A 13,708-nucleotide genomic window follows, 5' to 3' on the forward strand; every position below is an offset into this window, starting at 1 on the left:
AGCCCTGCTATGAAGATTGCCGTCTTGGCTGACGGCCAATCTTGCGCCGTGGACCGGACGAAAAGAATCAACTCGCCGCCCGGCGACGTCAGATACCGGCAGGTTCCTCATCGTGTCCCAATCGACAACTCCCGTACGCGATCATCTCGAACAGATCCTGGCGAGGCTCGATGCCCGCCGGGATAACGAGAAGACCTATGTCAAACTCTACGCCGAAAGTGCCCGCGACGAGGCCGATGCCGCCGATCGCCGCCGCCAGATCGGCGCCACCCTTGGCCCGCTCGATGGCAGGATCGTTTCGATCAAGGATCTCTTCGACATCGCCGGTGAACCGACGCTCGCCGGCTCGATCATCAAGCGCACGGCAGCCGTGCCGCAACAGGACGCCGTCATCGTCAAGAGATTACGCGCCGCCGGCGCCGTGATCGTCGGCAAAACCCACATGACCGAATTCGCCTTCACCGCGGTCGGCCTCAACCCCCATTATCCGGTGCCCGGCAACGCGACCGATGAAAGCCTGATCCCCGGCGGCTCGTCCTCGGGTGCTGCGGTTGCAGCCGCCGAAGGCACCTGTGACATCGCCATCGGCTCCGACACCGGCGGCTCCGTGCGCATCCCGGCGGCGCTGAACGGACTTGTCGGCTTCAAGCCGACCGCCAGCCGCGTCTCCCTTGACGGCGCCTTCCCGCTTGCCCCCAGCCTCGATTCGATCGGCCCACTGGCTTACAGCGTTGCCGATTGTGCAGCGGCCGATGCCATTATGGCCGGCGAAACGGCGACAACGCTTGTACCCCGACCGGTGGCCGGCCTGCGCATCGGCGTGCCGCGCGGCCAGCTTCTGGCCGGCCTCTCCACCGCGATTGCCGCGGCCTTCGAGGCCAGCCTCGACCGCCTCGCTGCCGCTGGGGCCGACCTTGTCGAATGCAGCATCGACGATCTGATCGACCGCTTGCGGCAAGCAACCGCGATCGGCTCGATCGCTGGCCTCGAGGCAAGCCGTGTGCATGCCGACTGGCTTTCGGATGAGGCGGCACCCGTCGATACCAGGGTTTCGTCGACGCTCCGGCGCCGTTTGCTGACACCGCAGGCCGCACTCGATGCGCTGCTGGATACGAGAGCAGGTTTGGCACGCGCCATGGACGAACGGCTTTCAGCCTGCGACCTTATCGTCTTGCCGACGACGCCGATCGCCGCAGTGTCGATCGCCTCGGTGGAGACGAATGAGACGGAATATGATCGCGTCGAAGGCCTGCTCTTGCGCAACTGCCAGGTCGCAAACCAGTTCGACCTCACTGCCATAACGCTACCGATGCCGGGACTGACCCGCCCTGCAGGGCTGATGCTAGTGGGCAGGAATGGAACGGACAGGACGCTGCTGGCGACTGCTGCCTCGGTGGAAACGCTGTTGCAGGGCAACTGAGGCGGCCAGAGTCAAGGTAAGAGCGCAACGGTTGGCGCGGCCGACACGAGGCCGCTCTCGCGGTATCCGCCTGACATGTAGCCGACGAACTCTTCTGGTCGCGACCGTTTGCGGACAGCCTCCACCGACTGAGTGCAGCGGTGGAGCTTTGGTGACGAGCGAAGGTTTTCGCCTCGCCTCAGTGCATCGTTTCGCCGGAAACCTCATCGCGAAGGATGCGGAACGCATCTTCGAGCGCTGCAACCAGCACATTGGTCAGCTCTTCGCCGTCATTGTTGGTGAGGAAGAGGGCAACAGCCGCATCCTGCGGATCGGCATGGTGCTCGACATCGTTTGACATATCATTGTCCTTTGTTCGCCGTGTCACATCCCGGCTCTTGGCGCGATGGTATGGGGGCCGACTTGTGCAAAGCTGGACGAACCAACCGGTGCCTCACGCGCTGCTCGGCGACTTCGCGCATTTCCGCCCAATCGCCTCTGTTTCAGGCACTCACAGCCTCTCAGAAGCAGGCAAGCTGCCCTACGCGACACGGGGTATCGCCTTTTTTGCTCGCCCTTGCCCCCCGCGGCGCGCTAGAGGACGCGGGAGATGAACGTCGGAACTGAAAATGTCGAAGAAGCCGAAGCGCGATAACGCCCATTACGAGCAGCGATTGAAGGCGGAATTTCCCGACATCTACGGCGACGTATTGGCGGGCAGGATCTCCTCCTTGCGCAAGGCGCTTGTCATTGCCGGCCTGAAGCCGCAGCGCACCCGCCTGGAGAAACTGAAGAATTCGTGGGCAAAGGCGACACCCGGCGAGCGCGAGGGCTTCCTCACATGGCTGACGATATCAGGCGTGCTGCCCACGGCCTCTCAATCGCCGGTCGCCGACACTGCTTCTCTTCCCCCGCTCCCGGCAGGAGCCCCCATCGCCAGTGGCCGTTATCTGCTTCCTTCCACGATCACGCGCATCAAGGCGATCATGGCGAAACGCCGGCTGAAGCCCGACGACGTCATGGGTGAGATGGGCTTTTTGTCCGACGGGCAATCCCTCGCCCGTGCCCTTGCCAAAAACGCAAGCCTGAGGCTCGCGGTGATTGCCGGACTGGAGGCATGGCTGCGCACGCATGAAGACTGACCTGGACATCGAGGCCTGGCGCCGGGATCTGGCACGCGTTTATTGCCGGTCGTTGAACCTCGGGTGAGCCCGGCACAGCTGTCTGTGCGTTGAAATATGTCGTCGATAGGCAGAGGGGAGCAAATGACGCCCCGCCAAAACCGGTTGCAAATGTTCCGGAGCATCGTTCTGTGGCGGACCTCTGAGAAAAGAGGCGGACAGGCAGTAGCGGCGAAGCAATGCAGGCGCCCTTTCGCATTGGCGGCGGTCCCCTGTTTCCAAAGGTTGCCAAGAACTGGCGCAATACATCCACAGGTGCTAATATTTTGGCGCCTAGGGTTCCTGGCAAACAAATCTCGCAGTCGATAATCACATAAACGCGAATTGCTTGCAGCCAATTGCCGCGCCGTCGAGCCCCGCTCGATGAGCAGAGTCGTTTTTCGACGACATCAACGTGGAGGAAAAGCCAATGGCCAGCAATCTTGTTTCCTACATCGCGCAGATGCTTACCCCTGACATGATCGCACGCATCGCCGCCGCACTCGGCCTCGATAGCAGCAAGGTGCAGGGCGCTGTCGCCGCTGCCGTGCCGGCTGTGCTCGCCGGACTGACCGGCGTAGCCTCCCAACCGGGCGGCGCGCAAAAAATCGCCGACACCGCCAAGCAGCAAGGCGGATCGCTCGACAATCTCATGGGAATGCTTGCAGGCGGCGACCAGACATCGCTTGCCCAGAGCGGATCACAGATCATTTCATCGCTGTTTGGTGCCAAGGACGGCAGTGCGCTTGCAAACGCCATCGGCGGCGCTTCCGGCATTGATCAAAGAGCGAGCGGCTCGCTGCTTGCAACACTTGCCCCCCTCGTCATGGGTGGTCTCGCCCGGCAAAGCGGCGGCGACCTGAGCGCCAACGGCATTGCCGGGTTGCTCGCCAGCCAGAAGGACAACATCGCCGCCGCATTGCCGGCGGGCGTCCGGGAGATGCTTGGAGGCACGGGCCTACTCGGTTCACTCGGCTCGCTTGGCGCTTCGGCGCAGTCCGCTGCCGCCTCCGCCACCCAAGCGGCCAACCAGGCTGCCCGCAGCGCCACCGCCTCGGCCGCCGCGGCAAGCGCCACCAGCCAACGCGCGGCAGCGGCCGCGGCTCCGGCCTCGTCGCGCAACTGGCTCTATTGGGTGATTGCCGCGCTCGTGCTCGCGGGCCTGCTTTTCTACCTCTTCGGCAGGCCCGGCGAAAAGGTCGTGCCTCAGGCGGCGACACCCGAGCAGGTCACGCCGCAGGCCGCTACGCCTGAGCCGAACCTGACCGTGGGCGGCATCGATGTCGGCCAGCAGGTGCGGGACGGCTTGGCCAACCTGCAGACGACGCTGACAGGCGTTACCGACGCCGCCTCGGCGACCGCCTCCCTTCCGAAGCTCGAGGACGTCTCGACCGGGCTCGACAAGGTCACCGGCGTGGCCGGGCAGCTCTCGGCCGAGCAGAAGGCGGCACTTGGCGCCCTGATCACCCCGATGATGTCGACGCTCAATGGTCTGTTCGACAAGGTGCTCGCCATTCCCGGCGTTTCGGACATCCTGAAGCCGACGATCGACGGGCTGAAGACGAAGCTCGCGGCCCTTTCGGCCTGATGGTTGCACGCAATCGCCCATAGCCGGCGCCCCGTTTCGGGGGGGCACCGGCAATCCCTGTCCTTCTCAAGACATCGAACGATGGAGGCTCAGCCATGGCTGACAAATCGACATTCACCCCGGACGAATGGACGCTGCTTCTGGAGAGCGTGATGATGGCGGGCATAGCCGTGACCGCAGCGGAACCGAGCGGCCTCTGGGGCATGCTGAAGGAAGGCCTCGCCAACAGCAGCGCACTGCTGCAGGCAAAGACCGACGCCGCGGCAAATCCGCTGGTCAAGGCACTGGTCGCCGATTTCGAGACCTCGCAAGGTCGAACCACGGCCCGCGACGGCCTGCAGACAAAACTGAAAGGCGCCAAGCCCGAGGAGATGAAGGCCCGGTGCATCGAAACGTTGCAACTGGCCCGCACGACCGTCGAGGCCAAAGCCCCCGGCGATGCCGCCGCTTTCACCGCATGGCTCTACCAGATCAGCCAACGGGTCGCCGAAGCGGCGAAGGAAGGCGGTTTCCTCGGCTTCGGAGGCGTGGCGGTGAGCGACGCGGAGAAGGCGACCCTGTCGGAAATATCAACGGCACTGAAAGTCGCCTGACGTCCGTTCAGGAAGCGCGAAGCGGGTTTCCGTCCGCACAGGCCGAAACAAGGAAATCGAACGTTCGCGCTTCCGTTCGGAACCGCGCTTGAACATCAATGCGGCCAACAGCCAGCCGTCGCCTGAGTTAGCTCTGGCGAGCCGGAAAAAATTTGGGCTAAGGCAGGATCGAAGTCCCGATGGCGGAGAGGGTGGGATTTGAACCCACGATACCCTTGCAGGTATGCCGCATTTCGAGTGCGGTGCATTCGACCACTCTGCCACCTCTCCGCATAGTCGGTCGGCGCTTGTTCGGCGCGGTCGGGTTCATAGCGGCAGATTCGGGTGCTGGCAAGGGCCTCGATGAAGATTATCCAATGTGGCGCGTGGCTTCTTCTTGACAGAAGGGAGCGTTTCCCTTAATTCGCGCAATGGAAGTGGTGTGGCTTGCCCTCACCGCAGCGGGTGTGATTTGCGCCCATTCACCGGCAGGGCCTCGGGAATGATCCCGAAAATCCTGCTCAAAATGTCGACTGACAAAAAGACGGCCTTGCCCCCTGGGGGTAAAGAGCCGGCCTGAACATGAAAGGATAAAGAATGTTCGCAGTCATCAAGACCGGCGGTAAGCAGTACCGCGTGGCAGCCAACGACGTCGTAACCATCGAAAAGCTGGAAGGCGTAGCAGGCGACAAGATTGAATTCACCGAGATCCTGATGGTCGGCGTCGGCGCCGATGCAACCATCGGCGCTCCGTTTGTCGAAGGTGCTGTCGTCAGCGCCGAAGTCGTTGAACAGGGCCGCGCCAAGAAGGTCATCGCCTTCAAGAAGCGTCGCCGCCAGAACTCCAAGCGCTCGCGCGGTCACCGCCAGCACCAGACGACCGTCCGCATCCTGGACATCGCTGCTGCCGGTGGCAAGGCAAAGAAGGCTTCCAAGAAGTCTGAAGCCGCCGCTGAAGCTGCAAACTGAGTTTTGGGATCGAAGGTTTAAAGGAGAACACCAATGGCACACAAAAAAGCTGGCGGTTCGTCGCGCAACGGTCGCGATTCTGAGTCCAAGCGCCTTGGCGTGAAGAAGTTCGGCGGCGAGAAGGTCATCGCCGGCAACATCATTCTGCGTCAGCGCGGCACCAAGTGGCATCCGGGCGCCAATGTTGGCCTCGGCAAGGACCACACGATTTTTGCGCTTACGGCGGGTAACGTGGACTTCCGTACGAAGGCCAATGGCCGCGTGTACGTGTCTGTAATGCCGAAAGCGGAAGCAGCGGAATAAGCCGGTAGCGCTCTAAAACAGCCGGCGTCTCATCGACCCGGCTGGCGCACCTGATGGTTCCAAGCCAGACCTGAAAAGGGGAGATGGGGCAATACCCAACTCCCCTTTTTCTCGTTCTGGAGGACGAACCATGCAAACCGAACTGTTGAGGGAAGACCAATCACGGTCTCCCGAACAAAGGCTGAGGCCCCAGAGGTCAAGGACCGATTGCCCGATATTGTTGTCACCCCGGCTCGTTCTGCGCGCGCCCCATGAAGACGATATCGACGCCCTTGCCCATCTTGCCAACAACGCCAATGTCGCGACCATGGTCTCGCGCATGCCGCACCCGTATACGACGGCCGATGCCGCCGATTTCGTGCGACGCGCCAAAGCCGGCACGATTGGCAAGTGCGTCTACGCGATTACCAAAGCGGATAATGGCGCATTTCTGGGTTGTTGCGGTATCGAGCCGCATCCCGATGGCAAGACGGCAGAACTCGGCTACTGGCTGGGCGAGCCCTATTGGAACCAGGGTTATGCCACCGAGGCTGCCCAGGCGCTGACCGACATGGCCTTCCGCACCCGCGACATCGACCAGATCGATGCACGCTGCCGGGTCATGAACCTGGCGTCGCGCCGGGTCATCCAGAAGTGCGGCTTCCAGTTCCAGGGCAGCGGCATGGTCGGCAGCCTGGCACTCGGCGGATCGATCTCGGTCGAATGGTACCGGCTCGACCGCAAGACCTGGGTTTCCTTGAGAAGCTGGGGAGGCATGCGATGAACGCGCTGACTTCCGATCGGCCTCACACCGTCGCTCGCCCCGGTCCCGGCCCGTGCCCTGTCATCGAAACCGGGCGCCTGGTGCTGAGACCACACCGGCTGGATGATGCCGAGGCGATCGCCCAGTCGCTGGCCGACTTCCAGGTAGCGCGCATGCTCGCGCGCGTGCCGGCACCCTACGATCAGCAGGATGCGTTCGATTGGCTGACACGCCAGACCTCCGGGCTCACCCCCGACTGGACACTGGCGATCACCACCGGCGACGACGTACACATCGGCTGCATCGGCATCGAGCTGATGCACGGCCAGTGGCATGTCGGCTACTGGCTGAACCGGTTCTACTGGGGCAAGGGCCTGGCGAGCGAGGCGGCCTATGCGGCGATCGAGCGCTTTTTCCGGCGCATGCCGGAGACGACCCTGCATTCCGGCGTCTTTGCCGACAATCCGGGGTCGCTCAAGGTCCAGGAGAAGCTCGGCTTCCAGATCACTGGCTGCGCCCAAGTCTATGCGCTCGCCCGCAATGCGATGGTGGCGCATATCGAAACGCGGATGACCGCGGCCGATCTGCGCCGGCCACATTGAAAGGAAATGCCCCCCGCGAGGCATGCCTTGGCGGGGGGCTTTGCTCATTCGAGTTCGAAGCCGATCGGCAGATGATCGGAGCCCTTGGCGTCATAGCCGGTCCAGGCATCCTTCAGCCGCGGCACCAGGCCCGCGCTGACGAAGGCATAATCGAGATGCATGCGCTTTTGAGGGTCCTCGGGATGAACCCAGCTATAGCTTTCCGGCGTCAGCCGACCGAGATGGGCGAGTGTATCGACCGGATTTTCGAGCCGGAGCGAGCGTCCGTAATAAGCGTCGCGCGACCCGACCATCGCACAGTATTCCGGTGTCTCCGGTTGCATGTTGAAATCGCCCATGACGACGAAATCTTCCGGATGCGGCGGCTCGGCCAAACCGAAATCGGAAGCTCCGGTAATGCCGCCGCCCTCGAGCGGATAGCCGAGCAGCCGTTCCTTGAGGAAGCGGATCTGGGCGATGCGTTCGGCGGGAAGAACGTGGTCGAGATGCACGGAATAGACGCGCAGCGGCCCATCCGGCGTGGCAATCAGCGCCTCGGTGGCGCCACGCTGCAGGTTCATCGGGCTGATGGTCCGAGTGCGGGGCAGCGAGATCAGCCGGGTCGACAGGATCGGCCAGCGCGACAGGATCATGTTGCCAAACTGGAAACGTCGGCTGACAGCGCGCCCGTCCTCGACCGAAGAACCGATATCGATGTCGCATGGGGCATGAAAGGTGGCGAAGTGACCGGGGAAGAGCGCTTCGAAACGGGCAACCAGATCGACGTGACCGTTGCGGTGAAAACCGCGCGTCACTTCCTGCAGCGCGATGATGTCGGCGCCATCGAGCGACGCAGCGATGCGCTCGGGGTCAAACCGGCCGTCGAGACCGATGCCGTATTGGATGTTGTAGCTGGCAAAACGCACGATATTCTTTGACCTCCGGATGAACCGCCTATATCGATGGCGGCAAAATACGACCGCGCAAATACACAAAACAGATGGCAGACCCATGAAATTTCTCGACGAAACGAAAGTCTACATACGCTCCGGCGACGGCGGCGCAGGCGCCGTGTCGTTCCGTCGCGAAAAATTCATCGAATTCGGCGGACCTGACGGTGGCGACGGCGGCCGCGGCGGCGACGTCTGGGTGGAGGCGGTCAACGGCCTCAACACCCTGATCGACTTCCGTTACCAGCAGCATTTCAAGGCCAAGACCGGCACCCACGGCATGGGCCGCAACCGCACCGGCGCCGGTGGCGGCGACGTGACGCTGAAGGTTCCGGTCGGCACGCAGATCTTCGAGGAAGACAGCGAGACGCTGATCGTCGACATGGTCGCAGAAGGCCAGCGCTACCGGCTTGCCGCCGGCGGCAACGGCGGCTTCGGCAACGCGCATTTCAAGTCGGCCACCAATCAGGCGCCGACCTGGGCCAATCCCGGTCTCGAAGGCGAAGAGAAGACCGTCTGGCTCAGGCTGAAGCTGATCGCCGACGCCGGTCTCGTCGGCCTGCCCAATGCCGGCAAGTCGACCTTCCTTGCCGCCTGCACCCGGGCACGGCCGAAGATCGCCAATTACCCCTTCACCACCCTGCATCCGAACCTCGGCGTCGCCACCATCGACGGCAATGAGTTCATCATCGCCGACATTCCCGGCCTGATCGAAGGTGCGCATGAAGGTGTGGGGATCGGCGACCGCTTCCTCGGCCATGTCGAGCGCACCCGCGTGCTGCTCCATCTCGTTTCCGCCCAGGAAGAAGACGTCGCCAAGGCCTACAAGACCGTGAAGCACGAACTCGAAGCCTATGGCGGCGGGCTCATAGACAAGCCAGAGATCGTCGCCCTGTCGCAGATCGACGTGCTCGACGAAGACGAGTTGAAGGTGAAGGCCAAAGCACTGGCAAAGGCCTGCGGCGAGCAGCCCCTTCTGCTGTCGGCCGCCACCAGCAAGGGCATGACCGAGGCACTGCGGGCGCTGCGCACCATCATTGTCGCAGCAAAGTCCGGAGAAGAAAGCGCCTGACATGACGAAGACCCGCAAGCCGCTTCAAAAGTATCGCCGGGTCGTCATCAAGATCGGGTCGGCGCTGTTGGTCGATCGCGCGACCGGGCTGAAAAAGGCCTGGCTCGACGCCATGTGCGCCGATATTGCCGCCCTCAGGTCCAAAGGTATCGACGTTCTCGTCGTCTCCTCCGGCGCGATCGCGCTTGGCCGCACGGTGCTGAAACTTCCCCCCGGCGCACTAAAGCTCGAGGAAAGCCAGGCAGCAGCAGCCGTCGGCCAGATCGCGCTTGCCCGCGCCTGGTCGGAGAGCCTTTCGACAGACGCCATCGTTGCCGGCCAGGTGCTGCTCACGCTCGGCGACACCGAAGAGCGCCGCCGTTATCTCAACGCCCGCGCCACGATCAACCAGCTCCTGAAGCTCGGCGCCGTGCCGATCATCAACGAGAACGATACGGTCGCCACCACCGAGATCCGCTACGGCGACAACGACCGGCTGGCCGCCCGCGTCGCCACCATGGTCGGCGCCGATCTACTCGTGCTGCTGTCCGATATCGACGGTCTCTATACGGCACCGCCGCATCTCGACCCCGACGCCCGCTTCCTCGATACGATCGCCGAGATCACGCCCGAGATCGAGGCGATGGCGGGCGGTGCGGCGTCCGAACTGTCGCGTGGCGGCATGCGCACCAAGATCGATGCCGGCAAGATCGCCACCACCGCCGGCTGCGCCATGATCATCGCCTCGGGCAAGCCCGATCACCCGCTGGCGGCGATCGAGAATGGCGCCCGCTCGTCCTGGTTCGCCCCATCGGGCTCGCCGGTGACCGCGCGAAAAACCTGGATCGCCGGGCAGTTGCTGCCGGCCGGTACGCTTTCCATCGACGCCGGCGCCGAAGACGCGCTGCGCTCCGGCAAGAGCCTGCTACCCGCCGGCGTGCGCGAGGTGAAGGGTACGTTCAGCCGCGGCGACACCATTGCTATTCTCGGCGCCGCAGGGCGCGAGATCGCCCGCGGGCTTGCCGGTTACGATGCCGACGAGGCCCGCCAGATTGCCGGCAAGAAATCCGCCGAGATCGCCGCGATCCTCGGGTACGCCGGCCGCGCCGCCATGGTGCACCGCGACGATCTGGTGATGACCGGCAAGCGCGCCGACGAGAAGGACGGCCGGAGGGATGAAGTCCATGCTTGATGAAATCAGAAAAACCGATGACGTCGAAAACGTCATGCTGGAGATCGGCCGCCGCGCGAAGGCAGCGAGCCGTCCGCTTGCCGTTGCCACCGCCGAACGCAAGCATGCGGCGCTGATCGCCATGGCCGAGACGGTCGTCAATCGCCGCGACGAAATTCTCGCCGCCAACGCCATCGACCTTGAAAACGCTCGTCAGTCCGGCGTCGCAGCGTCCTTCATCGACCGCCTGACGCTGACGGAGGGCCGCATCCGCGACATGGCCGACGGCATTCGCGCGATTGCCGAATTCAAGGATCCGGTCGGCGACGTCATCGCCGAATGGGACCGCCCCAATGGCCTGCACATCGAGCGCGTTCGCACGCCGCTCGGCGTCATCGGCGTGATCTATGAGAGCCGGCCCAACGTGACGGCAGACGCCGGTGCGCTCTGCCTGAAGGCCGGCAACGCCGTTATCCTACGGGGTGGATCCGACAGCTTCCACTCCTCGCGCGCCATCCATGCCTGCCTTGTCGAGGGATTGAAGGCTGCCGGCCTGCCGGAACATGCGATCCAGATGGTGCCGGTCGCCGACCGCGCCGCCGTCGGCGCCATGCTTTCGGGCCTCGGCGGCACCATTGACGTCATTGTTCCGCGCGGCGGAAAGAGCCTCGTCGGCCGGGTCCAGAACGAGGCGCGCGTGCCGGTGTTTGCCCATCTCGAAGGCCTCTGCCACATCTATGTCGACGCATCGGCCGATCTCGTCATGGCCGAAAAGATCGTCGTCAATGCCAAGATGCGCCGCACCGGCATCTGCGGTGCTGCCGAGACGCTGCTGATCGACAGCAATGCTGCGGACAGACTGGCAAAGCCGCTGCTTCAGGCACTGCTTTCGGCCGGCTGCGAAGTGCGGGTGTCGAAGGAGCTGGCTGGCAGCATCGACGGATTGAAGCCGGCGACCGACGCAGACTGGTCGACGGAATACCTCGACGCGATCATCTCGGTTCGGCTGGTGGATGGCATCTCCGGCGCGATCGAGCACATCAATACCTGGTCCTCGGCACACACCGAGGCAGTGATTGCCGAAGACCCAGTCGTGGTCGAACGTTTCTTTGCCGAGATCGACTCCGCCATCCTGTTGCACAATGCCTCCACCCAGTTTGCCGACGGCGGCGAATTCGGCATGGGCGGCGAAATCGGCATTGCCACCGGCAAGATGCACGCCCGCGGCCCTGTGGGCGTCGAGCAACTGACGTCGTTCAAATATCGCGTGCGCGGCGCCGGTCAGGTCAGGCCCTGACGTGACATCTTCGGACGTGAACGGCCGTTACCTGCGCATGCCCCATGTCGAAAGCGGCATGGTGGTCGGCCTGTTCGGCGGCTCGTTCAATCCGCCGCACGAGGGGCATGTGCTGGTTGCCGAAACGGCGATCCAGCGCCTCGGCCTCAACCAGCTCTGGTGGATGGTCACGCCAGGAAACCCGCTGAAGAACCACAATAATCTGGCGCCGCTTGCCGACCGCATAGCACTCAGCGAAAAGATCGCGCGCGATCCACGTATCAAGGTGACCGCCTTCGAAAAGGCGCTGGGACAGAGCTATACCGCCCGCACGCTTGCGATGGTCCAGGCGCGCAACCGCGATATTCGCTTCGTCTGGATCATGGGTGCCGACAACCTCAAGAGCTTTCACCGCTGGCAGAACTGGCATAAAATCGCCCGCACGTTTCCGATCGCCGTCATCGATCGGCCGGGCTCAACGCTTGCCTATCTGTCCTCGCGCATGGCAAAGACCTTCGACTACGCCCGCATTGACGAGGACGACGCTCGGCGCCTTGCTTTTCACCGGGCACCCGCCTGGACCTTCATCCACGGGCCGCGCTCTTCCATGAGTTCGACGGCCCTTCGGTCCGCCAGGACGGCGTGAAATCGAATGATTCATTTCTCGCGTCTTGAAACCGTTCTGGTTTGATGACTACATTTACTGACGGTTCGAGCGAAACAGTCGAATCGGAAGTGCCTGTTCTGTTCACTTGGAAAGGAAAGACCCTGACAACAGCACACGCCAAGGGATATGCGGCCTCCGCGTTCCCACGCAGCACGGGATCTAGCGACGAAGCCGCTGTCCGTGCGCTTAACCTGGTCCTCGAAAGCCTAGAGGACTCGAAGGCAGAAGATATCGTCACCATCAACATTGCCGGCAAGTCGGCGCTGGGAGACTTCATGGTCGTTGTCTCCGGGCGGTCGAGCAGGCATGTCGCGGCGATTGCCGACCATCTGACCACGGATCTGAAGGACGAGGGCTTCGGCAACGCCCGCGTCGAAGGTCTGGAAACAGGTGACTGGGTGCTGATCGATACCGGCGATGTGATCATTCACATCTTCAGGCCGGAAATCCGGGAGTTCTACAACATCGAGAAGATGTGGGCGACACCGGAAATCGAGGACGGCACGCTGCATTGAGACCGTCGGGTTCGTCGGACGTCTGAGCCGTCGCGCGAGCCGGGTTGCGGTCATGCATGTTGGGAATGTGGCTGTCATCGCCGAAACGGCGCATCACAGCCGAGATGATTGTTGCGACTGATCGTAGCTGCAGCGCCGCCCGTCTGGTATGACGCGCAAAGGTCGCTGTCAGGCTCTAGAGCGCTGCATGATCTTCTCCTTGAATCGATCCCGGTTTCAGGAGGTGTGCAACGCGCGGTCCAGCGCAGACGGAGACGATTGGGTCATGCGTATCGGACTTTTCGCAGTCGGCCGCCTCAAGGCGGGGCCGGAAAAGGACCTTGCGGCCCGCTACCTCGATCGTTTCGCCAAGGCCGGTCCGGCAATTGGGCTTGAGCTTTCCCGCGTGGTCGAAGTCAACGAAAGCCGCGCATCCAACGCCGACACGCGCAAGCGCGACGAAGCCGCGCAGCTGGAAAAAGCGTTGGCCGACGGCAGCCTCTTGGTGCTGCTCGACGAACGTGGCAAGGCGCTTGATTCCGAAGGCTTCGCATCGCTGCTCGGCACCTTTCGCGACAGTGGCAAACGCGACCTGATGATCGCCATCGGCGGCGCCGACGGGCTCGACCCGAGCCTTCATGCGCGCGCCGATGCCGTGCTTAATCTCGGCAAGATGACCTGGCCGCATCAACTGGTGCGCATTCTGATCGCCGAGCAGCTCTATCGCGCCGTGACCATCCTTTCCGGGCATCCCTACCACCGTGTCTGAGACATGGGCCCGCGCA

General features: G+C 63.1%; 16 protein-coding genes and 1 tRNA gene. 14 read left to right on the forward strand and 3 right to left on the reverse strand.

The genetic code is table 11. The features are described 5' to 3' along the window. Positions 1-112 precede the first annotated feature (112 nt). Positions 113-1,420, forward strand: a complete 1,308-nt coding sequence (locus LPJGGPFB_RS00770; RefSeq protein WP_173418295.1) for an amidase — start codon at positions 113-115, stop codon at positions 1,418-1,420. Between the two features lie 178 nt (positions 1,421-1,598). Here the strand turns inward: LPJGGPFB_RS00770 and LPJGGPFB_RS00775 are convergent, their stop codons facing one another. Then, the gene (locus LPJGGPFB_RS00775; RefSeq protein ID WP_173418296.1) at positions 1,599-1,760 is read right to left on the reverse strand and encodes a hypothetical protein; all 162 of its coding nucleotides are present in this window, start codon (positions 1,758-1,760) and stop codon (positions 1,599-1,601) included. Positions 1,761-2,028: 268 nt separating this feature from the next. Between LPJGGPFB_RS00775 and LPJGGPFB_RS00780 the strand changes: the two genes are divergently transcribed. The 3 genes from LPJGGPFB_RS00780 to LPJGGPFB_RS00790 all read left to right on the forward strand — a co-directional run bounded on the left by LPJGGPFB_RS00780 (position 2,029) and on the right by LPJGGPFB_RS00790 (position 4,740). Further along, positions 2,029-2,541 (forward strand): hypothetical protein, encoded by a 513-nt coding sequence (locus LPJGGPFB_RS00780; protein ID WP_173418297.1) that lies wholly within the window; start codon positions 2,029-2,031, stop codon positions 2,539-2,541. Between the two features lie 448 nt (positions 2,542-2,989). Then, entirely contained in the window at positions 2,990-4,147 is a 1,158-nt protein-coding gene (locus tag LPJGGPFB_RS00785) for a DUF937 domain-containing protein (protein WP_173418298.1), read from the forward strand. A 95-nt stretch (positions 4,148-4,242) separates the two neighbouring features. Then, positions 4,243-4,740 carry a hypothetical protein gene (locus tag LPJGGPFB_RS00790; protein ID WP_173418299.1) on the forward strand — a complete coding sequence of 166 codons (498 nt, stop codon included), beginning with the start codon at positions 4,243-4,245 and terminating at the stop codon, positions 4,738-4,740. A gap of 180 nt (positions 4,741-4,920) precedes the next feature. Here the strand turns inward: LPJGGPFB_RS00790 and LPJGGPFB_RS00795 are convergent. Further along, positions 4,921-5,010: transfer RNA gene (locus LPJGGPFB_RS00795), tRNA-Ser, on the reverse strand. Positions 5,011-5,316: 306 nt separating this feature from the next. Between LPJGGPFB_RS00795 and rplU the strand changes: the two genes are divergently transcribed. The 4 genes from rplU to LPJGGPFB_RS00815 all read left to right on the forward strand — a co-directional run bounded on the left by rplU (position 5,317) and on the right by LPJGGPFB_RS00815 (position 7,335). Beyond that, a complete protein-coding gene (rplU, locus tag LPJGGPFB_RS00800) occupies positions 5,317-5,688 on the forward strand; it encodes a 50S ribosomal protein L21 (protein WP_025425118.1) in 372 nt (123 codons plus the stop codon). 33 nt (positions 5,689-5,721) lie between these two features. Beyond that, entirely contained in the window at positions 5,722-5,991 is a 270-nt protein-coding gene (rpmA, locus tag LPJGGPFB_RS00805; protein ID WP_025425119.1) for a 50S ribosomal protein L27, read from the forward strand. Between the two features lie 130 nt (positions 5,992-6,121). After that, on the forward strand, positions 6,122-6,754 hold the full coding sequence (locus LPJGGPFB_RS00810) for a GNAT family N-acetyltransferase (protein ID WP_025425120.1): 633 nt from the start codon (positions 6,122-6,124) through the stop codon (positions 6,752-6,754). Then, positions 6,751-7,335 (forward strand): GNAT family N-acetyltransferase, encoded by a 585-nt coding sequence (locus tag LPJGGPFB_RS00815; protein WP_173418300.1) that lies wholly within the window; start codon positions 6,751-6,753, stop codon positions 7,333-7,335. The genes LPJGGPFB_RS00810 and LPJGGPFB_RS00815 overlap by 4 nt, the downstream gene beginning before the upstream one ends. Positions 7,336-7,379: 44 nt before the next feature. On the opposite strand, the gene LPJGGPFB_RS00820 is transcribed toward LPJGGPFB_RS00815, so the two are convergent. After that, the gene (locus LPJGGPFB_RS00820) at positions 7,380-8,240 is read right to left on the reverse strand and encodes an endonuclease/exonuclease/phosphatase family protein (RefSeq protein ID WP_173418301.1); all 861 of its coding nucleotides are present in this window, start codon (positions 8,238-8,240) and stop codon (positions 7,380-7,382) included. Positions 8,241-8,325: 85 nt separating this feature from the next. Between LPJGGPFB_RS00820 and obgE the strand changes: the two genes are divergently transcribed. From obgE to rlmH, 6 genes are all read left to right on the forward strand, one after another. Beyond that, entirely contained in the window at positions 8,326-9,336 is a 1,011-nt protein-coding gene (obgE, locus tag LPJGGPFB_RS00825; protein ID WP_173418302.1) for a GTPase ObgE, read from the forward strand. 1 nt (position 9,337) lies between these two features. Then, positions 9,338-10,507, forward strand: a complete 1,170-nt coding sequence (gene proB, locus LPJGGPFB_RS00830; RefSeq protein WP_173418303.1) for a glutamate 5-kinase — start codon at positions 9,338-9,340, stop codon at positions 10,505-10,507. Then, complete coding sequence (locus LPJGGPFB_RS00835; RefSeq protein WP_173418304.1) at positions 10,500-11,783, forward strand: glutamate-5-semialdehyde dehydrogenase; 1,284 nt, start codon at positions 10,500-10,502, stop codon at positions 11,781-11,783. The genes proB and LPJGGPFB_RS00835 overlap by 8 nt, the downstream gene beginning before the upstream one ends. Before the next feature lie 16 nt (positions 11,784-11,799). Then, positions 11,800-12,408: a nicotinate-nucleotide adenylyltransferase gene (locus LPJGGPFB_RS00840; protein ID WP_173420913.1), complete on the forward strand. Its 609-nt coding sequence runs from the start codon at positions 11,800-11,802 to the stop codon at positions 12,406-12,408. Between the two features lie 44 nt (positions 12,409-12,452). Beyond that, on the forward strand, positions 12,453-12,944 hold the full coding sequence (gene rsfS, locus LPJGGPFB_RS00845) for a ribosome silencing factor (RefSeq protein WP_173418305.1): 492 nt from the start codon (positions 12,453-12,455) through the stop codon (positions 12,942-12,944). Between the two features lie 265 nt (positions 12,945-13,209). Next, a complete protein-coding gene (rlmH, locus tag LPJGGPFB_RS00850; protein ID WP_173418306.1) occupies positions 13,210-13,692 on the forward strand; it encodes a 23S rRNA (pseudouridine(1915)-N(3))-methyltransferase RlmH in 483 nt (160 codons plus the stop codon). Positions 13,693-13,708 lie beyond the last annotated feature (16 nt).

Source organism: Ensifer adhaerens (genome assembly GCF_013283195.1).
Taxonomy (GTDB): Bacteria; Pseudomonadota; Alphaproteobacteria; order Rhizobiales; family Rhizobiaceae; genus Ensifer; species Ensifer adhaerens_G.